General features: G+C 40.0%; 19 protein-coding genes and 5 tRNA genes. 19 read left to right on the top strand and 5 right to left on the bottom strand.

The features are described 5' to 3' along the window. From rpsU to FRX97_RS03605, 18 genes are all read left to right on the top strand, one after another. Positions 1 to 195 carry a 30S ribosomal protein S21 gene (gene rpsU / locus FRX97_RS03690; RefSeq protein WP_147013933.1) on the top strand — a complete coding sequence of 65 codons (195 nt, stop codon included), beginning with the start codon at positions 1 to 3 and terminating at the stop codon, positions 193 to 195. A 64-nt stretch (positions 196 to 259) separates the two neighbouring features. Then, positions 260 to 1,138, top strand: coding sequence for a tyrosine-type recombinase/integrase (locus FRX97_RS03685; protein ID WP_147013521.1), 879 nt, complete (start codon positions 260 to 262; stop codon positions 1,136 to 1,138). A gap of 25 nt (positions 1,139 to 1,163) precedes the next feature. Further along, positions 1,164 to 1,466 (top strand): ribosome hibernation-promoting factor, HPF/YfiA family, encoded by a 303-nt coding sequence (gene hpf / locus FRX97_RS03680; RefSeq protein WP_147013519.1) that lies wholly within the window; start codon positions 1,164 to 1,166, stop codon positions 1,464 to 1,466. 111 nt (positions 1,467 to 1,577) lie between these two features. Next, positions 1,578 to 1,651 (top strand) — tRNA-Thr (locus FRX97_RS03675). A gap of 13 nt (positions 1,652 to 1,664) precedes the next feature. Beyond that, positions 1,665 to 1,750: transfer RNA gene (locus FRX97_RS03670), tRNA-Tyr, on the top strand. Positions 1,751 to 1,780: 30 nt separating this feature from the next. Then, positions 1,781 to 1,853, top strand: a tRNA-Gly gene (locus tag FRX97_RS03665). 10 nt (positions 1,854 to 1,863) lie between these two features. Beyond that, positions 1,864 to 1,935: transfer RNA gene (locus FRX97_RS03660), tRNA-Thr, on the top strand. A 44-nt stretch (positions 1,936 to 1,979) separates the two neighbouring features. Then, positions 1,980 to 3,167, top strand: coding sequence for an elongation factor Tu (gene tuf, locus FRX97_RS03655; protein ID WP_147013517.1), 1,188 nt, complete (start codon positions 1,980 to 1,982; stop codon positions 3,165 to 3,167). Between the two features lie 77 nt (positions 3,168 to 3,244). Continuing rightward, positions 3,245 to 3,317 (top strand) — tRNA-Trp (locus FRX97_RS03650). A gap of 16 nt (positions 3,318 to 3,333) precedes the next feature. Further along, on the top strand, positions 3,334 to 3,561 hold the full coding sequence (secE, locus tag FRX97_RS03645) for a preprotein translocase subunit SecE (RefSeq protein ID WP_147013515.1): 228 nt from the start codon (positions 3,334 to 3,336) through the stop codon (positions 3,559 to 3,561). A 3-nt stretch (positions 3,562 to 3,564) separates the two neighbouring features. Beyond that, on the top strand, positions 3,565 to 4,113 hold the full coding sequence (gene nusG / locus FRX97_RS03640; protein WP_147013513.1) for a transcription termination/antitermination protein NusG: 549 nt from the start codon (positions 3,565 to 3,567) through the stop codon (positions 4,111 to 4,113). Positions 4,114 to 4,188: 75 nt separating this feature from the next. After that, complete coding sequence (gene rplK / locus FRX97_RS03635) at positions 4,189 to 4,626, top strand: 50S ribosomal protein L11 (RefSeq protein ID WP_147013511.1); 438 nt, start codon at positions 4,189 to 4,191, stop codon at positions 4,624 to 4,626. Between the two features lie 20 nt (positions 4,627 to 4,646). Further along, complete coding sequence (rplA, locus tag FRX97_RS03630) at positions 4,647 to 5,342, top strand: 50S ribosomal protein L1 (protein WP_147013509.1); 696 nt, start codon at positions 4,647 to 4,649, stop codon at positions 5,340 to 5,342. A 25-nt stretch (positions 5,343 to 5,367) separates the two neighbouring features. Further along, the gene (rplJ, locus tag FRX97_RS03625; protein ID WP_147013507.1) at positions 5,368 to 5,892 is read left to right on the top strand and encodes a 50S ribosomal protein L10; all 525 of its coding nucleotides are present in this window, start codon (positions 5,368 to 5,370) and stop codon (positions 5,890 to 5,892) included. Between the two features lie 38 nt (positions 5,893 to 5,930). Beyond that, positions 5,931 to 6,308, top strand: coding sequence for a 50S ribosomal protein L7/L12 (rplL, locus tag FRX97_RS03620; RefSeq protein WP_147013505.1), 378 nt, complete (start codon positions 5,931 to 5,933; stop codon positions 6,306 to 6,308). 110 nt (positions 6,309 to 6,418) lie between these two features. Next, positions 6,419 to 10,234: a DNA-directed RNA polymerase subunit beta gene (rpoB, locus tag FRX97_RS03615; RefSeq protein WP_223266555.1), complete on the top strand. Its 3,816-nt coding sequence runs from the start codon at positions 6,419 to 6,421 to the stop codon at positions 10,232 to 10,234. Positions 10,235 to 10,288: 54 nt separating this feature from the next. Continuing rightward, positions 10,289 to 14,593 carry a DNA-directed RNA polymerase subunit beta' gene (gene rpoC, locus FRX97_RS03610; protein WP_147013503.1) on the top strand — a complete coding sequence of 1,435 codons (4,305 nt, stop codon included), beginning with the start codon at positions 10,289 to 10,291 and terminating at the stop codon, positions 14,591 to 14,593. Between the two features lie 47 nt (positions 14,594 to 14,640). Further along, positions 14,641 to 14,985 (top strand): DUF3467 domain-containing protein, encoded by a 345-nt coding sequence (locus FRX97_RS03605; RefSeq protein WP_147013501.1) that lies wholly within the window; start codon positions 14,641 to 14,643, stop codon positions 14,983 to 14,985. A gap of 74 nt (positions 14,986 to 15,059) precedes the next feature. Here the strand turns inward: FRX97_RS03605 and FRX97_RS03600 are convergent, their stop codons facing one another. From FRX97_RS03600 to FRX97_RS03585, 4 genes are read right to left on the bottom strand one after another with little or no spacing between them, the layout of a single operon-like run. Continuing rightward, positions 15,060 to 17,363, bottom strand: a complete 2,304-nt coding sequence (locus FRX97_RS03600; protein WP_147013499.1) for a patatin-like phospholipase family protein — start codon at positions 17,361 to 17,363, stop codon at positions 15,060 to 15,062. Continuing rightward, on the bottom strand, positions 17,336 to 18,073 hold the full coding sequence (locus FRX97_RS03595; RefSeq protein WP_147013497.1) for an ABC transporter substrate-binding protein: 738 nt from the start codon (positions 18,071 to 18,073) through the stop codon (positions 17,336 to 17,338). Before FRX97_RS03595 ends, FRX97_RS03600 begins: the two co-directional genes overlap by 28 nt. 3 nt (positions 18,074 to 18,076) lie before the next feature. Further along, on the bottom strand, positions 18,077 to 19,441 hold the full coding sequence (locus FRX97_RS03590) for a pyridoxal-phosphate dependent enzyme (RefSeq protein ID WP_147013495.1): 1,365 nt from the start codon (positions 19,439 to 19,441) through the stop codon (positions 18,077 to 18,079). Between the two features lies 1 nt (position 19,442). Then, complete coding sequence (locus tag FRX97_RS03585; protein WP_147013493.1) at positions 19,443 to 20,894, bottom strand: ABC transporter permease; 1,452 nt, start codon at positions 20,892 to 20,894, stop codon at positions 19,443 to 19,445. Between FRX97_RS03585 and FRX97_RS03580 the strand changes: the two genes are divergently transcribed. Continuing rightward, on the top strand, positions 20,859 to 22,097 hold the full coding sequence (locus FRX97_RS03580) for an exo-beta-N-acetylmuramidase NamZ family protein (protein WP_147013491.1): 1,239 nt from the start codon (positions 20,859 to 20,861) through the stop codon (positions 22,095 to 22,097). The genes FRX97_RS03585 and FRX97_RS03580 overlap by 36 nt on opposite strands. On the opposite strand, the gene FRX97_RS03575 is transcribed toward FRX97_RS03580, so the two are convergent. Next, the gene (locus FRX97_RS03575) at positions 22,039 to 22,833 is read right to left on the bottom strand and encodes a hypothetical protein (protein ID WP_147013489.1); all 795 of its coding nucleotides are present in this window, start codon (positions 22,831 to 22,833) and stop codon (positions 22,039 to 22,041) included. The genes FRX97_RS03580 and FRX97_RS03575 overlap by 59 nt on opposite strands. Positions 22,834 to 22,949 lie beyond the last annotated feature (116 nt).

Genomic DNA, 22,949 nt, shown 5'->3' with positions numbered 1-22,949 from the left:
ATGTTAATTATTCCAGTAAAAGAAGGCGAAAACATTGAGAGATCGCTTAAGAAGTTTAAGAAGAAGTACGAGCGTACAGGTACGTTAAAGGAGCTTAGAAAGCGCAAGCATTTCACTAAGCCTAGCGTAACACGTCGCGAGGAAGTGAAAAAAGCGATTTATGTTCGTCAAATGCGCGATGCTGAAGAGCAATAAATCTTAATCATATTTTTCATATTAAAAGGATTGTATCTTTAGGGGTACAATCCTTTTTTCGTTTATGATAAATCAGTTTTTGGACTACCTAGAGCATCAGCGGCGCTATTCAGCGCATACGGTAGCGGCTTATAAAAAGGATTTGGAGCAATTCTCCTTATACTTAGAGGAGACCTACGAAATTTCTGAAATTACTAAGGCCGATCGTCAGCTAATCAGATCCTGGGTTTTGGCTTTAATGGAGTCTGGAGTAGCGCCAAGTTCCGTTTCGAGAAAACTAGCGTCTCTTTCCACCTATTTTAAGTTTATGCAGCGACAGGGTGCGGTAAATGCAAATCCTGTTGGTTTGGTGTCGAAACCTAAAAAGGCAAAAAAGTTGCCGGTTTATCTGGATGTAAGTTCCATTGAAAAGTTATTTCACGCCGAACTTTTTGATCGAGATTATTATGGGCAACAGGATAGGGTGATTTTAGAGATGTTTTTTGGAACCGGAATACGATTATCGGAGTTAATAGAGATAAAGCGCATCAACCTTGATATAGGCAAAGGACTTGTTAAAGTATTGGGTAAGCGTAATAAAGAACGCGTCATCCCGTTAACAATGAACTTGGTCAACTTATTGCGTGATTTCCTCGTATTGAGGGATGGAAATGTATCTTCTGAAATACCTTTCCTTTTCGTAACCAAGACGGGGAAAAAACTTTATCCAAAATTTGTTTACCGCCTTGTGAATAATTACCTTAACCAAGTAACAACAATAACCAAGAAAAGTCCACACGTCTTGAGGCACACCTTCGCAACCCACATGTTAAATCAGGGGGCAGACTTAAATGCCATCAAGGAGATTTTGGGTCATGCTAGTTTGGCAGCGACTCAAGTTTACACGCATAATTCTATAGAGAAGAATAAATCGATATTTAAGAAGGCCCATCCAAGGGGCTAATGTTTAACCCTAAAAAATAAAGTTTATGGAGGTAAAGGTTCATTCCATCCATTTTGATGCAGACATTAAGCTACTCAATTTCATTGAAGAGAAAGTGAACAAGCTAAGGCAGTTTGACAACAAAATAATAGCGAGCGAAGTATTTTTGCGATTAGATAAAGCAGAGACCAAGGAAAATAAGGTAGCTGAGATAAAGCTTAATGTACCTGGAAAAGACCTTTTTGCGAAAAAGCAGTGCAAGTCTTTTGAGGAGGCAACCGACGGTGCCGTAGAGGCCTTGAGAAGGCAATTGAAAAAACACAAGGAGAAGTTGAGCACATCGCACTAAAAAAATCTCATATTTTTTTCTCAAAAATTTTGGGAGATTAATTTTCTTATTACATTTGCAGACCCTTTCACAGAGAGGGTCTTTTTTTAGTTCTTTTTCATAGTAAAAATTGCCTCCATAGCTCAGTTGGCTAGAGCAGCTGATTTGTAATCAGCAGGTCGTTGGTTCGAATCCTACTGGAGGCTCAAAGATGGAATTGGGGAGATACTCAAGCGGCCAACGAGGACAGACTGTAAATCTGTTGGTGTATACCTTCGCAGGTTCGAATCCTGCTCTCCCCACCATTATTTTATTTGACAAAGGATTAAAAATAAGCGGGAGTAGCTCAGTTGGTAGAGCATTAGCCTTCCAAGCTAAATGTCGCGAGTTCGAACCTCGTCTCCCGCTCAATTTTTAAGCCGATGTAGCTCAGGGGTAGAGTGCTTCCTTGGTAAGGAAGAGGTCACGGGTTCAAATCCCGTCATTGGCTCAGGTTTTTGTGTTTAAGTTAAAATAAGTAATAAAACCTCCATTATGGCTAAAGCAAATTTCGAGCGTACCAAACCACACTTAAATATTGGTACAATCGGTCACGTAGACCACGGTAAGACTACTCTTACTGCAGCGATTTCTAAAGTTCTTTCTGACAAAGGATTCGCAGAATCAAGAGATTTTGATACAATTGATAACGCTCCTGAGGAAAAAGAGCGTGGTATTACAATTAATACTTCGCACATTGAGTACCAAACAGAGAAGCGTCACTATGCACACGTTGACTGTCCAGGTCACGCCGATTACGTTAAGAACATGGTAACTGGTGCTGCTCAGATGGACGGTGCGATCTTAGTGGTAGCTGCTACTGATGGTCCTATGCCTCAAACTCGTGAGCACATCCTTCTTGGTCGTCAGGTAGGTGTACCTCGTATCGTGGTATTCCTTAACAAGTGCGACATGGTTGACGATGCTGAGCTTTTAGAGCTAGTTGACATGGAAGTACGTGAATTGCTTTCTTTCTACGATTATGATGGTGACAACACTCCAGTAATCCAAGGTTCTGCTCTTGGTGCTCTTAACGGAGAAGCTGAGTGGGTTGCTAAAGTTGATGAGCTAATGGATGCTGTTGATACTTGGATCGAAGAGCCACCAAGAGAAGTTGACAAGGATTTCCTAATGCCAGTTGAAGATGTATTCTCTATTACTGGTCGTGGTACTGTAGCAACTGGTCGTATCGAAACTGGAGTTATCAACTCTGGAGATCCTGTAGAGATCATCGGTATGGGTGCTGAAAGAATGAACTCTACTGTAACTGGTGTTGAGATGTTCCGTAAGATTCTTGACAGAGGTGAAGCTGGAGATAACGTTGGATTACTTCTACGTGGTGTTGAGAAATCAGACATCAAAAGAGGTATGGTTATCGCTAAGCCAGGTTCTGTAACTCCTCACACTAAGTTCAAGGCTGAGGTATACGTTCTTAAGAAAGAAGAAGGTGGACGTCACACTCCATTCCGTAACAAATACCGTCCTCAGTTCTACTTCAGAACTACTGATGTAACTGGAGAGATCAACCTAGAAGATGGTAGAGAAATGGTACTTCCTGGAGATAACGTATCTATTACTGTTGAGCTTATCGCTCCTATCGCGATGAACAAAGGTCTTCGTTTCGCTATCCGTGAAGGTGGACGTACAGTAGGTGCTGGTCAGGTTACCGATATCGTTGAGTAATTAAAATTCCGAAAGGAATTTATCAATAGAAATCCAAGCATAAGACGGTAACATTCCGTCTTATGCTTTTGGTTTAAACGGGTATAGCTCAGTTGGTAGAGCACTGGTCTCCAAAACCAGGTGTCGGGAGTTCGAGTCTCTCTACCCGTGCATAAAGCTTAAGCAAGTGGCAAACATTAAAGCATACATAGAAGATGTGTACAACGAGATGGTACACAAGGTAACTTGGCCTACGTGGAAAGAGTTACAATCTTCTTCTATTCTAGTTTTAGTAGCATCTGCAATTATTGCGTTGCTAATTTTTCTAATGGATTACATTTTCGGAATTAACGGAGAAGATTCTCTTTGGAGAGGTATTCTAGGATACGTTTACCAAATACTAGGAGATCTGTAGGTTATGGCGAGTAGTGGAAAAAACTGGTATGTAGTTCGTGCTGTAAACGGCAAGGAAAAGAAGGTGAAAGAATTTCTTGAGCTGGAGATTGCCCGTTACGGCTTGGAAAAGAATATTTCTCAAATTCTGATACCAACTGAAAAGGTTTATCAGATTAGAAATGGGAAAAAGGTTGCCAAAGAAAGAAATTACTTCCCAGGATACGTAATTATAGAGGCATCTTTAGAAGGTGAAATTCCACACATTATTAAGAACATAACCAATGTAATTGGTTTTCTTGGAGCCGAAAAGGGTGGAGACCCACTACCGTTAAGAGAGTCTGAAGTAAATAGAATCTTAGGTAAGGTTGATGAGTTATCTGATAACGAAGTTGAATTTGAAAACAACTACGTTGTAGGAGATAAAGTGAAAGTAATAGATGGTCCATTTAACAACTTTGATGGAGTTGTTGAGGAGATTCTAGAGGATAAGAAGAAATTAAAAGTAATGGTTAAGATATTTGGAAGGAAAACTCCAGTGGAACTTAACTATATGCAAGTAGATAAACAATAAGGATTTAATAGAATTTGGAGTGATGCCAAAATAATGCTTCCACATCACTCTAAATGACCAAACATAAACATAACGATGGCAAAGGAAATAGCTGCTTTAATTAAGCTACAGGTAAAAGGAGGAGCTGCAAACCCATCACCGCCAGTAGGACCAGCACTTGGTGCGAAGGGGGTGAACATTATGGAGTTTTGTAAGCAGTTTAACGCCAGAACTCAGGACAAAGCTGGGAAGGTGCTTCCTGTGGTTATCACTGTATTTAGTGATAAGTCTTTCGATTTTGTTGTAAAGACTCCACCTGCTGCAGTACAGCTATTAGAAGCGGCCAAGTTAAAGTCCGGATCGTCGGAGCCTAACAGAGTTAAAGTTGGGTCAGTTACCTGGGATCAGGTTAAGGCTATCGCCGAAGACAAGATGCCTGATTTAAACTGTTTTACTATTGAAAGCGCAATGAGTATCATCGCTGGTACTGCGCGTTCTATGGGATTAACAGTTAAAGGTGCTAAACCATTTTAACCAAATCAGAAATTAGAGCAATGAGTAAGTTAACGAAGAATAGAAAAGAGGCGTTGACCAAGTACGACCGGGAGAAGGCTTACACATTAAGCGAAGCTGCTTCTATAGTTAAAGAAATCAGCAATACCAAATTCGATTCTACGGTGGATATCAGCGTTCGTTTAGGCGTTGATCCTCGTAAGGCTAACCAAATGGTTAGAGGTACTGTTTCTCTTCCTCATGGAACTGGAAAGGATGTAAAAGTGTTAGTGCTTTGTAATCCAGACAAAGAACAAGAGGCTAAGGATGCTGGTGCAGATCACGTTGGATTAGATGAGTATATCGAGAAAATCAAAGGAGGTTGGACAGATGTTGATGTAATTATTACATCTCCAAATGTTATGGCTAAAGTTGGTGCTCTTGGTAGAATCTTAGGACCACGTGGTTTAATGCCTAACCCTAAGACGGGAACAGTTACTATGGATATCGGTAAAGCGGTTTCTGAAGTAAAAGCTGGTAAAATTGATTTCAAAGTAGACAAGTTTGGAAACATCCACGCTGCAATCGCAAAGGCATCTTTTGATGACACCAAAATTGCGGAAAACGCGAAGGAAATCATTTCTACACTTCTTAAAATGAAACCAGCTGCGGCAAAAGGAACATATGTGAAAAGCATTTTCCTTTCTAGCACCATGAGTCCTAGCGTACAGGTTGAACCTAAATCGGTAGGTGCATAAACCCACCGGTTAAATAGATTAAAGGATGACCAAAAGCGAAAAAAATCAAATGATAGAAGACCTAGTTACTCAATTAGAGGGAACTAGTGTACTTTACATTGCTGATACCGCTGAATTGGATGCTGAGCAAACTAGCAACTTAAGACGCGAGTGTTTTAAGAAAAACATTAAGCTAAGTGTAGTTAAAAATACACTTCTTAAGAAAGCTATGGATCGCGTAGAAGGTAAGGATTACTCTGAATTAGAGTCAGTTCTTGCTGGTCCAACTGCAATTATGATTGCAGAAACTGGAAACGTACCTGCGAAGTTAATTCAACAATTCAGGAAGAAATCTAAGAAGCCCGTATTAAAAGGTGCTTGGGTTGATGAAGCCGTTTACATCGGTGATAACCAACTAGAAGCCCTAGTTAATATCAAGTCTAAGGACGAGGTATTGGCAGAGGTTATTGGATTACTTCAATCTCCTGCGAAAAATGTTATTTCTGCTCTTAAATCATCAGGTGGAGATACCATTGCCGGCTTAGTAAAAGCCTTATCAGAAAAAGAATAAACAATTAGATTTAAAAACCTTCAAATAAAACAAGTAAAATGGCTGATTTAAAAGCTTTAGCTGAAGAACTAGTAAACCTTACCGTTAAGGATGTAAACGAACTAGCTAACATTCTTAAAGAAGAGTATGGAATTGAACCTGCTGCTGCCGCTGCTGTTGCGGTTGCTGGACCTGCAGGTGGTGGCGAAGGTGCTGCTGAAGAGAAAACTGAGTTCGACGTAATTCTAAAATCTGCTGGTAGCTCTAAGCTAGCTGTAGTGAAATTAGTAAAAGAGTTAACTGGACTTGGTCTTAAAGAGGCGAAAGAGTTAGTTGATGGTGCTCCTAAATCATTGAAAGAAGGAGTTGCTAAGGACGAAGCTGAGTCACTTAAGAAATCTCTAGAAGAGGCCGGAGCTGAGGTTGAGATTAAGTAATCCAATTTCTAAAAACTACTTTAGGTTTAACCGCTACCCTCGGGTAAGCGGTTAAGCCTTTTTGTGGTTGGTGTAGGGTCCTTCTTGTTAATCTTATAATATCAATCGTCTTGGCAACTGCAACTTTAGAAAATATTAATCCGCGAATTTCATTCGCATCCATAAAGAATCTTGTAGACTATCCAGATTTTCTCGAGATTCAATTGAAGTCATTTAAAGAATTTTTCCAGCTGGATACCAACCCTGAAGACCGTAAGTCTGAAGGTTTATACAAGGTATTTAGCGAAAACTTTCCAATCACTGATACTAGAAATCAGTTTGTTCTGGAATTTTTGGATTATTTTATTGATCCTCCTCGCTACGATATCGATGAGTGTATCGAGCGTGGTTTAACTTACGCAGTTCCGCTTAAGGCTAAATTAAAACTGTACTGTACCGATCCAGAACACGAGGATTTCGAAACCATCGTGCAGGATGTTTATTTAGGGTCTTTACCTTACATGACTCCAAAAGGATCTTTCGTGGTAAATGGAGCTGAAAGAGTAATTGTATCTCAGTTACACAGATCTCCAGGGGTGTTCTTCGGACAAAGCCGCCACGCAAATGGTACTCGATTATATTCTGCAAGAATTATTCCTTTTAAAGGTTCTTGGATAGAATTCGCGACCGATATCAATAGCGTAATGTACGCCTATATCGATCGTAAGAAAAAGTTACCTGTAACCACGCTTTTTAGAGCAATCGGTTACGAATCCGATAAGGATATCCTTGAGATTTTCGACCTTGCTGATGAAGTTAAGGTTACCAAAAAGGCGATGAAGTCTTTCTTGGGTAGAAAATTAGCAGCAAGAGTTCTTAAAACTTGGATTGAAGACTTCGTAGATGAAGAAACAGGTGAGGTTGTTTCCATCGAAAGAAACGAGGTAATCATTGATCGTGAAACTATTATCGAAGAGGAGCACCTAGAGCTTATTCAAGAGGCTGGGGTTAAAACTCTTATCCTTCATAAGGAGGATGCTAATAATGCCGATTACAGCATAATTTACAACACACTTCAAAAGGACACTTCTAACTCCGAAAAAGAAGCTGTTGAACATATCTATCGTCAGTTACGTAATGCCGAACCACCAGATCTAGACACTGCAAGAGGAGTTATCGATAAACTTTTCTTCTCTGAAACTAGATACGACCTTGGGGAAGTAGGACGTTTTAGAATTAACAAGAAGCTTGGTTTGGACATCGAACAAGATGTTAGAATCCTTACCAAAGTAGATATTATCAATATCATCAAATACCTAATTGAGTTAGTAAACTCTAAGGCTGATGTGGATGATATTGACCACCTTTCTAACAGAAGGGTAAGAACTGTGGGAGAGCAGTTGTACAATCAGTTCTCTGTTGGTTTAGCTAGAATGGCTAGAACAATTAGAGAGCGTATGAACGTAAGAGATAATGAGGTATTTACCCCTACCGACCTTATTAACGCCAAGACATTATCGTCGGTAATTAACTCTTTCTTCGGTACCAACCAGCTATCTCAGTTCATGGATCAAACCAACCCACTGTCCGAAATTACGCACAAGCGTAGATTATCGGCACTTGGGCCTGGTGGTTTATCTAGAGAGCGTGCAGGTTTCGAGGTTCGTGACGTTCACTACACGCACTACGGAAGACTTTGTACTATTGAGACTCCTGAAGGACCAAACATTGGTCTTATTTCTTCTCTTTGTGTTTATGCAAAGGTTAACCGACTTGGATTTATCGAAACCCCATACCGTGAGGTTGAAAAAGGTAAAGTAAAATTCGACCAGGTTAAGTACTTAAGTGCTGAGGAAGAAGACGAAAGAATCATTGCTCAAGCAAACGCTCCTGTTGAGAAGGATGGATCCTTTACCAACGATCTTATTAAGGCGCGTCTTGAAGGTGATTTCCCAGTTACTGAGCCATCGAACATCAATTTGATGGATGTAGCTCCGAACCAGATTGCATCTATCGCAGCATCTCTAATTCCTTTCTTGGAGCATGATGATGCCAACCGTGCACTGATGGGATCGAACATGATGCGTCAAGCGGTACCATTAATGAAGCCTCAGAGCCCAATCGTTGGAACGGGTCTTGAAAAACGCGTTGCTGAAGATTCTCGTGTACTACTTAATGCAGAAGGTGAAGGAACCGTTGTTGCAGTTGATGCGAACGAAATTCAAATTAAGTACAATTTCACCGACGAAGATCGTTTGGTAAGATTTACTGACGATACTGTTAGCTACAAACTAACCAAGTTTAAAAAGACCAACCAGAGCACTTGTATCAACCTTAAGCCTATTGTAAGTGTAGGTCAAAAAGTTGTAAAAGGACAAGTTCTTTGCGAAGGTTACGGAACTGAAAAAGGAGAGCTAGCACTTGGTCGTAACATGAAAGTGGCCTTCATGCCATGGAAAGGTTACAACTTTGAGGATGCGATTGTTATTTCCGAGTCTGTAGTAAAGGATGATATTTTTACTTCTATACACATCGATGAGTATGTGTTAGAAGTAAGGGATACTAAAAGAGGTCTTGAAGAGCTTACCGCTGATATTCCAAACGTATCGGAGGAGGCAACTAAAGATCTTGATGAGAATGGATTAATTAGAATTGGTGCCGATGTAAAAGACGGTGATATTCTAATTGGTAAGATTACTCCTAAAGGAGAGTCAGATCCTTCTCCAGAAGAGAAATTGTTAAGAGCCATCTTTGGAGATAAGGCTGGAGATGTTAAAGATGCATCTCTTAAAGCGCCACCATCTACCAGAGGTGTGGTTATCGACAAGAAGTTATTTGCTCGGGCACTAAAAGATCGCAAGAATAGAGGTGCAGAGAAGTCGATGTTGGAGAGCCTAGAGAAGCAGCATGACCTTGAAATGGGTGAGCTTAAGAAGGTGTTAATAGAAAAACTATTAACAATTCTTCAAGGCAAAACTTCTGCAGGTGTACTTAACAAGTTTAATGAAGAAATCATTAAAAAGGGAGTTAAGTTCACAGCGAAGAACTTACAAGGTGTTGTTTACGCGGAGGTTAATCCTAACAATTGGACAAACGACGAGCACGTTAACGGTCTGATTAAGCAATTGCTTCACAACTTCAGTATTAAAGCTGCGGATATAATTGGAGCATACAAGAGAGAGCGTTTCCAAATCTCAGTTGGAGATGAGTTACCAGCAGGAATTATTAAGCTTGCTAAAGTTTACATGGCTAAAAAGCGTAAACTGAAAGTAGGGGATAAGATGGCTGGACGTCACGGAAACAAGGGTATTGTAGCCAAGATCGTTCGTCAAGAGGATATGCCATTCCTAGAGGATGGAACGCCAGTAGATATCGTTCTTAACCCACTTGGGGTACCATCTCGTATGAACCTTGGGCAGATTTATGAAACTGTTCTTGGATGGGCTGGATTAAAATTAGGTAAGAAGTATGCAACACCAATTTTTGATGGTGCATCTCTAGACCAAATTAATGCGGAAACCGACGAGGCTGGTGTGCCAAGAAATGGTAGAACATACCTATACGACGGTGGAACTGGAGAGCGTTTCGATCAGCCAGCAACAGTAGGGGTAATCTACATGATTAAACTTGCTCACATGGTTGATGACAAAATGCACGCACGTTCTATCGGACCATACTCGCTTATTACGCAACAACCTCTTGGAGGTAAGGCTCAATTCGGGGGTCAGCGTTTCGGAGAGATGGAGGTATGGGCACTTGAAGCATTTGGTGCAGCTAATATCCTTAGAGAGATTCTTACCATTAAGTCGGATGACGTAGTAGGAAGAGCTAGAGCTTACGAGGCTATTGTTAAAGGAGAGGTTATTCCAGAGCCTGGATTACCAGAATCGTTTAATGTATTACTTCACGAGCTACGTGGACTTGGTTTGAATATTTCGCTAGACTAAATTATTCGGTACCACGCTTAGTGCGTGGTACCTTTAAATATTATTGATTTAAATATGGCTTTCCGTAAAGAATCTAAAGTTTCAAGTTCCTTTGAGAAAATCACGATTAGCTTGGCTTCGCCAGAGCAAATCCTGAAGCAATCTCACGGGGAAGTTTTAAAGCCCGAAACCATCAATTACCGTACTTATAAGCCGGAAAGAGATGGTCTTTTCTGTGAACGTATTTTTGGTCCAGTAAAGGACTACGAATGTCACTGTGGAAAATATAAGCGTATTAGATATAAAGGTATCGTCTGTGACCGTTGTGGTGTAGAAGTTACCGAGAAGAAAGTTCGTCGCGAACGCATGGGACACATTTCTTTAGTTGTTCCTGTTGCGCACATTTGGTATTTCCGTTCATTGCCAAACAAGATAGGATACCTTTTAGGTTTACCATCTAAGAAATTGGATCAAGTTATTTACTACGAGAGATATGTGGTAATTAATCCAGGTCCAACTAAGAACAAAGAAGGAGAGCCACTTCAATTCCTAGACTTCCTTACAGAGGAAGAATATCTAGATACCTTAGAAACACTTCCAAAAGATAACCATCACCTGGATGACAATGATCCGAACAAGTTCATTGCTAAAATGGGTGCGGAGGCATTGGAAGAAATGCTTAAGCGTATCGATCTTGATGAAGTATCTTACGATTTAAGACATAAAGCAAATACCGAAACTTCTCAGCAGCGTAAAAACGAGGCACTTAAACGTCTTCAAGTTGTAGAGGCCTTCCGTGAGGCGAATAGAAGAGTAGAGAATAATCCTGAGTGGATGGTAGTGAAGGTGGTTCCAGTGATTCCACCAGAACTAAGACCTCTTGTACCTCTTGATGGTGGTAGATTTGCTACTTCGGATTTAAATGACCTTTACCGTCGTGTTATTATCCGTAACAACCGTCTTAAAAGACTAATCGAAATTAAAGCTCCGGATGTAATTCTTAGAAATGAGAAAAGAATGCTTCAGGAAGCTGTGGATTCACTTTTCGATAACTCTAGAAAATCTAGTGCTGTTAAAACGGAATCTAATCGTCCGTTAAAATCACTTTCAGATTCTCTTAAAGGTAAGCAAGGACGTTTCCGTCAGAACTTACTTGGTAAGCGTGTTGATTATTCTGCACGTTCAGTTATCGTTGTAGGACCGAATCTAAAACTTCACGAATGTGGTCTGCCTAAAAACATGGCAGCTGAATTATTCAAGCCATTCATCATCCGTAAGATGATAGAGCGTGGTATTGTTAAAACCGTGAAGTCTGCTAAAAAGATTGTAGACCGCAAGGAACCAGTAGTTTGGGATATTCTTGAGAATGTACTTAAAGGACACCCTGTACTACTTAACCGTGCACCAACGCTACACAGATTAGGTATTCAAGCCTTCCAGCCAAAGCTAATCGAAGGAAAAGCAATACAACTGCACCCATTAGTATGTTCTGCATTTAACGCGGATTTCGATGGTGACCAGATGGCGGTTCACTTACCACTTGGTAATGCCGCAATTTTAGAAGCACAGCTGCTTATGCTTGCTTCACACAACATCCTTAACCCTGCTAACGGTGCTCCAATTGCAGTACCATCTCAGGATATGGTTCTTGGACTTTACTACATCACAAAAGGTAAGAAGTCCACCAAAGAAGAACCGGTTAAAGGTGAGGGGAAAATTTTCTATAGCCCAGAGGAGGTAGTTATTGCCCTTAACGAGAAGCAAGTAAATCTACATGCTGAAATTAAGCTTCGTAGAACTTCTAAAACTGAAGAAGGAAATGAAGTAACCGAGCTAATCGAAACTACAGTTGGTAGAGTTATTTTCAACCAAGTAGTGCCAGAAGAGGTTGGATTTGTAAACCAGCTACTTACCAAAAAGGCATTAAGAGATATCATTGGATCTGTACTTAAGCAGGTGGGAATTGCTAAAACAGCGAAATTCCTAGATGATATTAAGGAGCTTGGATTTATGAGTGCATTTAGAGGTGGATTATCGTTCAACCTTTCAGATGTAATCATCCCTAAGGAAAAAGTAGAGCTTGTTGACAAAGCAAATGAGCAGGTACAGGAAGTACTCATGAACTATAACATGGGTCTTATTACCAACAACGAGCGTTATAACCAGATTATTGATATCTGGACACATACCAACTCTAAGTTAACGCACACATTGATGACGCGTTTAGAGCAGGATAGACAAGGGTTCAACTCAGTATACATGATGTACGATTCTGGTGCACGTGGATCTAAGGAGCAAATTCGTCAGCTATCTGGTATGCGTGGTCTTATGGCCAAGCCACAAAAATCTGGAGCTACCGGACAAGAGATTATTGAGAACCCGATTCTTTCGAACTTTAAAGAAGGTCTTTCGATTCTTGAGTACTTTATCTCTACTCACGGTGCTCGTAAAGGTCTTGCGGATACGGCTCTTAAAACGGCAGATGCGGGTTATCTAACCAGAAGACTTGTTGATGTTGCTCAAGACGTTATTATCGAAGAAGAGGATTGTGGTACACTAAGAGGTCTAGTTGCTCAACCACTTCGTAAGAACGAAGAAATAGTTGAGTCACTATACGATAGAATTTTAGGTAGAACTTCCGTACACGATGTATACCACCCAGAGACTGGAGAGTTGATTATTGAAAATGGTGAAGAAATAAACGAAATCGTTGGTCAAGCAATCGAGGAAGCAGGAATTACTGAGGTAGAAATTAGATCGGTACTTACTTGTGAGAGTAAGAGAGGAGTTTGTTCTAAGTGTTACGGAAGAAACCTTGCAACTGGAAGAAAGGTTCAAAATGGAGAGGCAGTTGGAGTTATCGCTGCGCAATCTATTGGGGAACCAGGTACACAGCTTACGCTTCGTACATTCCACGTAGGGGGTACTGCATCTAACGTAGCTGATGAGTCTGAATTAAAGGCTAAGCATAACGGTATTCTAGAAATAGAAGAACTTAGAACAGTTACCAAGAAAGAGAAAGACGGTGATGATAAGGTTATTGTAATCGGTCGTTCGGCTGAGGTTAAAGTAATCGATGAGAAAACCGGTATTATTCTTTCTAATAACAACATTCCTTATGGAGCTGAGCTATTCGTTAAATCTGGTAAGAAGATATCGAAAGGCGATGTAATCTGTAAGTGGGATCCCTATAACGCGGTAATCGTATCTGAAGTTGAGGGAACTATCCAGTTCGTTCACATGGAAGAAGGTATTACTTACCGTGAAGAGGTGGATGAGCAAACAGGATTTAAAGAGAAGGTAATTACCGAATCTAGAGATAAGAAAAAGAACCCTGCTATTAACCTTGTAAAAGGTAAAGAGAAGGATGTTATTAAATCTTACTCTGTACCGGTAGGAGCTCACATTTCTGTTGATAAAAACGAAAAGGTAATTCCAGGTCAAATTCTTGCTAAGATTCCACGTGTATCTGGTAAAACTGGGGATATTACTGGGGGTCTTCCAAGGGTAACTGAGTTATTCGAGGCAAGAAATCCATCGAACCCAGCTGTAGTTTCCGAAATAGATGGATTTGTAAGCTTTGGAAAAATTAAGCGCGGTAACCGTGAGGTAATCATTGAAGCAAAATCTGGTCAGAAGAAGAAGTACTTAGTTTCATTATCTAAGCACATTCTTATTCAGGAGAATGACTTTGTAAAAGCTGGAATGCCATTATCTGATGGAGCAACAACTCCTGCCGATATACTTGCAATTAAAGGACCTACCGCAGTACAGGAGTACTTGGTAAATGAGGTTCAGGAAGTATACCGTTTACAGGGTGTGAAGATTAACGATAAGCACTTTGAGGTTATCGTTCGTCAAATGATGCGTAAAGTAGAAATCGACGATCCAGGAGACACCAAATTCCTAGAAAAGCAAGGGGTTAACCGTATCGAATTCATGGAGGAGAACGATTGGATTTTTGGTAAGAAGATTGTTACCGATCCAGGAGACTCTACCAAGTTAAGACGTGGACAAATAGTTTCGGCACGAAAGTTAAGAGACGAGAACTCTCTGCTTAAGCGTAAGGATATGAAACCAGTTGAAGCAAGAGATGCAGTTCCAGCAACGGCAACTCCAATTCTTCAAGGTATCACCAGAGCATCGCTTCAAACAGAAAGCTTCATGTCTGCGGCTTCGTTCCAGGAAACTACCAAAGTACTTAACGAGGCAGCGGTTAATGCTAAAGAAGACAAACTGCTTGGATTGAAAGAAAACGTAATTGTAGGACACTTAATTCCTGCAGGTACGGGATCTAGATCATTCGGAAAGCACATTGTTGGATCGAAAGAAGAATACGAGCGTTTGGTAGCTATTAAAGCTGAAGAAAGCGCTGAATAATAAATTTAAAGGCTCCTTCGGGAGCCTTTAATCTAAGCTGTTGTTTTATGGCAGACGAAAAGAATAAAAATCAGAATCAGCTGAACATTGAGTTAAGCGAGGAGGTGGCAGAAGGTACCTATTCTAACTTGGCAATTATTACCCATAGTAATTCGGAATTTGTTATCGATTACGTTAGGGTAATGCCAGGTGTACCGAAAGCAAAAGTAAAATCTCGCATCTTACTTACACCTTTTCATGCTAAGCGCTTGTTAAATGCCTTGGCTGATAACGTTAGAAAATTTGAGTCTAATTTTGGACCTATAGATGAAAATGGGGGCGGATCTAACTTCTCTAGTAACGAAGGCGGATTTCCACCTATGAATTTTGGAGGACCAACTACGGAGGCATAATATTTAAGATCACAGGTGCCAAACACACAAGTGAGGAAGGGTCGATGTTTTTTTAAACATCGGCCTTTCTGTTTTTATAGACCTCTCTGATTAAACAGGATATACCCAAAATTGATCATAAAGCTCCAAGGCTTCCTATTGCCTTCAAAGTAGTTAATGTTGGCAGCTAAGGGACCCAATGGAGTCTGATACACTGCCGCTCCGCCCGCAACGTAATATCGTTTAGAAAGCGTACCACCAAACTCCGTTAACTTACCCTCTGTTTGCTCATTGGTATTAAAAGGTAAAAATAAGTGGTGCTGCGTGCGCAGACCAAGGCGGTCGGTAAGTTTAAAAACTAAACCGGCGCCAAGCCCTAGGTTATTTACACTTCTAAACTGAGGCAGAAAAAGAGTTGCACTTTCCGTTAGTGGGTTGTACTGCGGTAAAAATATTTCCGATGCTCTGAAATTACTAAAGGAGTACAAGGAAGATATTCTTCCGTCTATCATGGGGTAAAAAATGAGTTGTTCCGATAACGGGATAAATTGTTTGTAGGAAAATCTTATCTCTGCCCACCTTTTGTATTTGTTTAAAAATCCTTCTACTGGCGAGGTAGATCCGGGTATATACGACTCCCTTCCTTCCGTAAAAGCCAAGTTTAATCTAATGGATTTACCAGCTGTAGCATATTGCTTTTGGTCTAATGTGTTAAACTCCCAGCCCAGTCTATAAGATCCAGCATTAAATATGGTTTGATCACTGGTGTCGGCATTGCTGAAATTTGACTCCAAATAATAATTGGGAGAGCTTTTTACATACCTAATATCGGAGAAAATGTAGGACGTTTTGCTAGTTGGCGTGCTTACTTCTAAACCGGTAAACTGCTCGTTTTCTATAACAAATGCAGGTTTAACATCCTCGAAAAATGAGGTTCTGCTTCTAAAGTAATCCCAGCGGTTAAAAGTAACATAAGGACGGATGGAAAGTGGAAATCGACCTTCTTTAATTAATCGGATATCTGCATTTACTGAGGAGTAATACTTTCCGAAATAGGAATTGGCCGACACAATTAAGCCTGCATAACTTAAATTTTTCCAGGCCAGAGATACAAAACCGGTGTTAATGGATTTATTACTGATATTCCCACCAAAAGAAGCCTCTAAAGACTTTTCTAGGTCTATCTCCAGCTTTAGGGTGTATTTATTGCTTTCCTCATTGAAATAGGCATCGGGAAAAACATATTGAATAAATGGGTCGGATATAAGTGCTAGGTAATTCTCCTTAATTCCTTCGATTTCAAAGTCCCCCTTTTTTCTTACTAAGGCCTTAGAAATATATCGCTGTTGCTGATCCGTAATTCCCGTGCTTTCTAGTTTTTCGATTTTAAGTGACGCTAGTTTTTTCCTGAATTTTGCTCTGCGTTCCTCTTGGTATGGATCAACCTGTTGGGTAATGTTTCTTATGCTATCTATGGCATTTATCGTTGCCTCGTATCCACTAACAATTGCTTCTTTAGCACGGTCAAAATCGAAAGTTTCAATATCGTCTTCTGGGGTAATTATTATTCCTTTTTTTCCTCTAAGACTGTAGTCAGATTTTGAAACCAACATGTTTTTAACCTGCGATATTAGGTCGTCTTTTTCTGGACTTGTATAGTTGTAGGATACGTTACAACCAATGATTATATCTGGGTCGAAGCTATCAATAGCCACATTGGTTGGGAAATTGTTGTACAAACCACCATCGAATAAAAGTTTGTCTTGGTATACAATAGGACGTACATAAAAGGGGTAGGTACTCGAAGTTCTAATTGCGCGGTTTAAATAACCGGAGGAAAAAACAATGTCCTGTTTATTCTCAACATCTGAGGCCACACATCGGAATGGGACAAGAAGGCTATCAAAATCGCAGTTTGCGGCAGCATTAGCCCTTACCGTATGCTCCAAAAGAATTAAATCTAAATAAAGTGGATCGAAAAGGTGGGTAGGAAGGTTTTTGCCAATTTGACCTTCAGGGTTTATTTTAAGGTTAATCCAACTGGCATCGGTTAACTGATCTTTAAAAAGATTGCGGTAGGCATTTTCATTGAGTCCAGATATTTCTTTGATAAAAGTTTCAGAGGTAAGAAGTTGTTCAATGTCCGAGGGGCTGTATCCCGACGCATATAATCCACCGATAATGGCGCCCATAGAGACTCCAGTAATGGAGTGAATGGGGACTCCCTTTTCTTCTAATGCCTTTAAGAAGCCTATGTGAGCATATGCACTTGCACCTCCACCACTTAAAACAATTGCAATTTTTTCATTTTGCTGAGCCGCAACGCGCAACGAAAGCGCCAAGCCTACAAAAAGGGCAAAAAGAATTTTTGTTACAGAGTGGATTTTAGGGCTCTCCAATGTGCGTTAAAATATTTCAGTCTACTGCCGTACCACGAAAACATTTCACCGTCGGCAATAACAACTTGGGTTGTTGGTAATAGCTTTCGGAAATGTAGTAAATGCTTTTCTTTAAAGGGGTATGGTTCGGAAGATAAGATTAACAATTCCGGGTTTATTTTTTGTAAATCGGAACTCGTTAAGCTGGGATAACGTGGATCTGAAACTACCTCGTGAACTCCATTGCGCAGATTTACCAGCTCTAGCATGCTATGAATAAAAGTCTGCTTTCCAACCGCCATAATGGGGTCATTCCAAATTAGATATACCGTTTTTTTGGGTTCAGCAAGTGGGGAGATTTCATTTAGGCTAGCCGTTATTTCTGCTACTACCTTTTTAGCCGCTTCCTCTTTATTTACGGCAATAGCCAACTTTTTTAATTCGGGAATTAAATCTTCTTGGTTGTTTATATCGGTAAGGATTACCTCGAAATGCTCTTGAAGAAAAAGGATGTCTTCTTTGGTGTTTTCCTCCTTATTGGCAACAATAAGATCGGGCTTAAGCTTTAAAATTTTGTCGAGGTTCGCCGTTTTTGTACCTCCAACTCTTTCTTTAGTTCTAAACCATTTCTCTGGATGGATGCAGAACTTGGTGATACCAATAACTTCTGCATCCAATCCTAAATCAAATAAGTATTCCGTTAAGCTCGGAACCAGAGAAACAATACGCATAATTTAAGCCGTAGCCTTTATTACGTCGTGTTTGGTAATGATGTATGTGATTTGGGTTTTGAAATCTCTAACCAAAACTCCATGCTTATTTTCCTTTAACATTTCGTTTATATCCGAAACCGATGCGGTTGGATCCACAAAAGGCAATGCAGGTAGGATGTAATCCTCAATGGCTTCTTCTTTTTTCTCTGGAGTGGTTGTAATTATTTCGAAAAGCTGATCTTCAGAAATGGTTCCAACAATCCTTTCATCTCTAGAAACTGGAATTTGAGAGAAGTCGTTTTCAATAAGAATCTTACTCGTTTCAGAAATGCTGGTTTGGCTGTCAATGGTAACCACCTTTTGAAGCAGATTTGCTTGAATTAGATCCGCAGCGGTAAGTCCTTCGGTAGGTAGGTAACCCATTTTTTGCATCCAGGCAGGATTGAACATTTTACCCATATATCGGATTCCGTGATCGTGGAAAATTACCACTACAACATCATCCGGTTTAAACATATCTTTTACTTGCAGTAACCCTGCAATAGCAGCACCAGCTGAGTTTCCAACAAAAATTCCTTCATCCAAGGCAATTTTTCTTGTATAAAGTGCAGCGTCTTTATCCGTTACTTTTTCAAAATGGTCGATTAATGAAAAATCAACATTTTTTGGAAGAAAATCCTCTCCAATTCCTTCGGTAACGTAGGGGTAGATTTCGCTTTTATCAAACACGCCGGTTTCGTGATATTTTTTAAATATCGAACCGTAGCTGTCTATACCAATAAGTTTAATGTTTGGATTTTTCTCTTTCAAGTATTTTCCAGTACCACAGATGGTTCCACCCGTTCCAACACCGACAACCAGGTGCGTAATTTTCCCTTCGGTTTGTTCCCAAATTTCTGGTCCTGTACTTTCGTAATGAGCTTGTGAGTTGGCTAGATTGTCATACTGGTTTGGTTTCCATGCATTTGGCACTTCTTTAGCCAAACGAGAAGAAACAGAGTAGTATGATCTAGGGTCTTCAGGATCAACATCGGTTGGACAAACAATTACTTCTGCACCCAAAGCTCTTAGCGCATCGAATTTTTCTTTCGATTGTTTATCCGTGGATGTAAAAATGCACTTGTAACCTTTAATTACAGCTGCAATGGCTAAACCCATACCTGTATTACCACTGGTACCTTCGATAATAGTTCCACCAGGTTTAAGTTCTCCAGATTTTTCAGCTTCCTCAATCATTTTAAGAGCCATTCTGTCCTTAATGGAGTTTCCTGGATTAAAGGTTTCCACCTTGGCTAAAACGGTTGCCGGAATAGCAGAGGTAATTTTATTCAGTTTTACCAGTGGAGTGTTACCAATGGTTTCTAATATGTTGTTGGCTATTTGCATACTAATCGAATCTTAAAGCTTTCGCTGGATATATTCTTGAAATTAAAATCGTTGGCAAAATTAGAACAATAAGGCAGAATACGAGGGTAGTGAGGTTAGTTGTAACCCATTCCCATGCTTCTATGTCGAGTGGGACGTACGAAACGTAATATTGCTCTTCGTTTAGGGTAAGAAATTTAAATTCTTTCTGCAGGAAATAGAATGATCCAAAAATCAGATTTCCCCAAAAGAGACCTCTTATAAGAATGGATCCTGCGATGTATAAAAATACCTTGCGAATCATTTTATTGGGAGCCCCCATAGTTTTTAGCAATGCTATTCCGGTGGTTTTCTCAATAATCATAACCAACAAGGCAGAGGCCATGTTAACTAGAGATACCGTGGCCATTATAATTAATAGTACTATCACATTGGTATTTATCAGATTTAACCAATTAAATATTTCGGGGAAATCCTGCTGAATATTAACTAGTTCAGTATTAAAGGGAGCTATTTTTTCCAGTTCGGGTTGCAGACTGGTGAGGTTGCTGAAATCTTCAACGTAGATTTCTAATCCCTGAAAAAGTTGATATTCTGGAGTTGCATCAAAAATTATTTCTGGATAGTCTCTTCGAGCAACGATTATTAGCGAGTCATTAATTAGTTCACCTTTTAAAACAGCTGAGATGGTATCTAAATCCAGAACCTTAATGCTCTTAGGGGCGATTTCCTTACCATTTTTCCAAACCTTTAGTGCTTTCCTGTCTTCATTGTTTGCATTTAAGGTAAGAGAACCATCGTTATTTTGCTGCACCGATATTCTAGGTGCTTTTTGATTGATTTCTTGAAGAAGCTTGATGGGGGTATACGCTATTTCTTCATCGATTCCTGGTACGCCTGTGGCAAAAACTCCAGAAACCAGTAGCTTTCTCTTTTTTATGTTTTTACCCTGGTTGGTGATATAAACATTAACGGGGTCACCAACCTTGGCATTTAACTGGGAAGCAATTTTTTTGGAAATCGTTATTTGATTTTTCCTATCCCCATCTGGAAATTTCCCTTCCTTTAAAAATCGTTGTTGAAATGCTTCCGGAATTTCCTTTTCAGCCCCTTTGCACAACAAACCATAGATATTACCGTCCTTTTCCAATAACACGGGTTGATACATAATTCCCGTTTGTGATTTTACCAGGGGTAGTTGTTCAATTTGGGTTCGAAGAGCAGGGGACGGGTTGAGCAAAATTTCGGGATCATCGGTAAATCCCAACGGAATTATTTTAAAGTGTGCATTAGCTGCTGCAATATTGTTGCTAATTTCACCCTTAAATCCCGAGGCGATGGCTATGCTTAATAGCATTACTAGAATTCCAACACTTACCCCGGCGGTTGCAATTTTAATTATTGGTTTGGAGTACCTTAAATTTTTTCCTTTGGAGTTATGAAATCGTTTGGCAATAAAAATTACAGGATTCATTTTCTGCGTACCCCTTTTAATTTGGGGTTAAAGGTAGCATTTACCACCTGCTTATTCCTGTCTTTAACGAACTTTCTGCTAGGGCAAATAACGGTTGGTGCAGAAGCGGGTTATCGCTACCTCCCTCTATTAAAGGATAAGCGAGTTGCAGTAGTTGTAAACCCAACGAGCAAGATTGGAGAAACTCATTTATTAACCTATTTAGCGGCTAACGAGGTTAAGCTTCAAAAAATATTTGCCTTAGAACACGGTATCTATGGAAAAGAGGATGCTGGGGCAAAAGTTAAGGATGGGGTAGATCCTATTTCTGGATTACCTGTAATATCTCTGTATGGATCAGGGAAGGAGCCCAATGCCAATGATTTAGAAGATGTAGATATAATTGTTTTCGATATTCAGGATGTTGGGGCTAGGTTCTACACTTACATCTCATCTTTACATTATATAATGCTAGCCTGTGCGAAAACCAATACCGAGTTAATTGTATTGGATAGACCAAATCCCAACGGTCATATAATCGATGGGCCCGTTTTAGATTTGAAACATAAAAGTTTTGTGGGAATGCACCCCGTACCTGTATTGCATGGATTGACTATTGGGGAGTATGGACTAATGATAAATGGCGAAGGGTGGCTAGGAGACCAATTAGTAGCTCCAATTACGGTAATTCCTTGTGGTAATTACAAGGTTGGACAGCACTATTCTCTGCCAGTTCCTCCATCACCAAACTTACCAAATGATAAATCCATATTGCTGTACCCACATTTGTGTTTTTTCGAGGGAACCAATGTCTCTGTAGGGCGTGGTACTACTTTTCCTTTTCAGGTTTTTGGAGCACCTCATTTTAAGGGCTACAATTTTTCTTTCACTCCAGAACCTATGTTTGGAGCAAAATCGCCAAAATTTAAGGGAAGAAAATGTTACGGGGTTGATCTCAGGAATTATCCTGCCAGTGATTTAAAAGGACTGAATTTAAATTGGTTATTAGAGGCTTACCAAAGTAAAAGTGGAAATTTCTTCAACAATTTTTTCGTGAAATTGGCTGGCGTAGACTATTTGCAAAAAGCCATAGAAGAAGGTAAATCAGCTAAAGAAATTAGCGCCATGTGGAACGAAGATGTGGCCCGCTTTAAAGAAATGAGTTCTAAATACCACCTTTATCAGCGGAAATCAAACCATGGTTTAAAATCTGGAAATGATTGATGTGGTAATAATTGATTCCGTTAACGAACTCAGTATATAGGGGAACACAAAGAGCCACAAAGGCATAGTCACCCTGTGTATTTTTAAATAGTAGTTTCCCAGAATTTTGAATCCAGGGACCACTATGGTAGGATTTTACATATCTGCCTTTATCTGTGGTTTCTGTAAACGTTTGTGCTAAAATTTGAATATTACCTGCAGTGGGTAGGTTTCTATCGGATAAATCATCCAGGCGCTTTAAATAGGCCTTTTTCTGGATTTCGGCACCTGGTGTTCCACTGCACTCAAAATTTTGTTGTTTGGACTTGTAGCTAACAGAACCCTTTATTGACTTTGGATTATTACAGTATTTAATTTCCTCTTTGTGCACCTCATAAACGCCTTCCCAGCTTTTGTTTAGATAGGTAATTCTCAAGGTTTCGTTATTAGCTCTACCTTCTAAGAAATATGAAACGAGCTGAATTTCAAGGTCGTTTTTACCATCGAAATCTAGATCGATAGCTATTTTAGAAGTATTGCCTTTGTTTTTATAGACAGCGCTTGACTCTTCGCTGTACTGATCGGCGTTTTTATCTGCATTCTCCTCGGCGGGGCAATTTATTGGAGCTGGAACAGGAGCCGTTTCAAAGTTTGTAGAAGTCTTGGCAATATCGTCTTGGAACTGCTCTTTTTCGCAGGCTAAAAAAAACACCGCGAACAGTAACAGAATAAGTCGATATTTTCCTTGAACTTGCATATAGCAAAGTTCCTGGAAGTGCCGTGTTTTCTATATGACAGCGCCTAATCAACCCCTTGAGAGATATAACCGGACGGGCTTTATTTTATCACACACTTATCAAGTAAAAGACACCT

Origin of the sequence: Luteibaculum oceani (assembly GCF_007995015.1) — a bacterium.
In the GTDB taxonomy this organism is placed as follows: domain Bacteria; phylum Bacteroidota; class Bacteroidia; order Flavobacteriales_D; family Luteibaculaceae; genus Luteibaculum; species Luteibaculum oceani.
Note: the sequence above shows the minus strand (reverse complement) of the source record. Positions and strands in the feature narration are given on the sequence as shown.

What these genes read in the sequence shown, in the direction of transcription:
- rplJ (WP_147013507.1), top strand. Translation starts at nt 5,368, where the DNA reads ATGACCAAAAGCGAAAAAAATCAAATGATAGAAGACCTAGTTACTCAA.
- rpsU (WP_147013933.1), top strand. Translation starts at nt 1, where the DNA reads ATGTTAATTATTCCAGTAAAAGAAGGCGAAAACATTGAGAGATCGCTT.
- FRX97_RS03590 (WP_147013495.1), bottom strand. Translation starts at nt 19,441, where the DNA reads ATGCAAATAGCCAACAACATATTAGAAACCATTGGTAACACTCCACTG.
- rplL (WP_147013505.1), top strand. Translation starts at nt 5,931, where the DNA reads ATGGCTGATTTAAAAGCTTTAGCTGAAGAACTAGTAAACCTTACCGTT.
- hpf (WP_147013519.1), top strand. Translation starts at nt 1,164, where the DNA reads ATGGAGGTAAAGGTTCATTCCATCCATTTTGATGCAGACATTAAGCTA.
- FRX97_RS03605 (WP_147013501.1), top strand. Translation starts at nt 14,641, where the DNA reads ATGGCAGACGAAAAGAATAAAAATCAGAATCAGCTGAACATTGAGTTA.
- FRX97_RS03585 (WP_147013493.1), bottom strand. Translation starts at nt 20,894, where the DNA reads ATGAATCCTGTAATTTTTATTGCCAAACGATTTCATAACTCCAAAGGA.
- FRX97_RS03580 (WP_147013491.1), top strand. Translation starts at nt 20,859, where the DNA reads ATGAAATCGTTTGGCAATAAAAATTACAGGATTCATTTTCTGCGTACC.
- FRX97_RS03685 (WP_147013521.1), top strand. Translation starts at nt 260, where the DNA reads ATGATAAATCAGTTTTTGGACTACCTAGAGCATCAGCGGCGCTATTCA.
- rplK (WP_147013511.1), top strand. Translation starts at nt 4,189, where the DNA reads ATGGCAAAGGAAATAGCTGCTTTAATTAAGCTACAGGTAAAAGGAGGA.
- tuf (WP_147013517.1), top strand. Translation starts at nt 1,980, where the DNA reads ATGGCTAAAGCAAATTTCGAGCGTACCAAACCACACTTAAATATTGGT.
- rplA (WP_147013509.1), top strand. Translation starts at nt 4,647, where the DNA reads ATGAGTAAGTTAACGAAGAATAGAAAAGAGGCGTTGACCAAGTACGAC.
- rpoC (WP_147013503.1), top strand. Translation starts at nt 10,289, where the DNA reads ATGGCTTTCCGTAAAGAATCTAAAGTTTCAAGTTCCTTTGAGAAAATC.
- FRX97_RS03575 (WP_147013489.1), bottom strand. Translation starts at nt 22,833, where the DNA reads ATGCAAGTTCAAGGAAAATATCGACTTATTCTGTTACTGTTCGCGGTG.
- FRX97_RS03595 (WP_147013497.1), bottom strand. Translation starts at nt 18,073, where the DNA reads ATGCGTATTGTTTCTCTGGTTCCGAGCTTAACGGAATACTTATTTGAT.
- nusG (WP_147013513.1), top strand. Translation starts at nt 3,565, where the DNA reads ATGGCGAGTAGTGGAAAAAACTGGTATGTAGTTCGTGCTGTAAACGGC.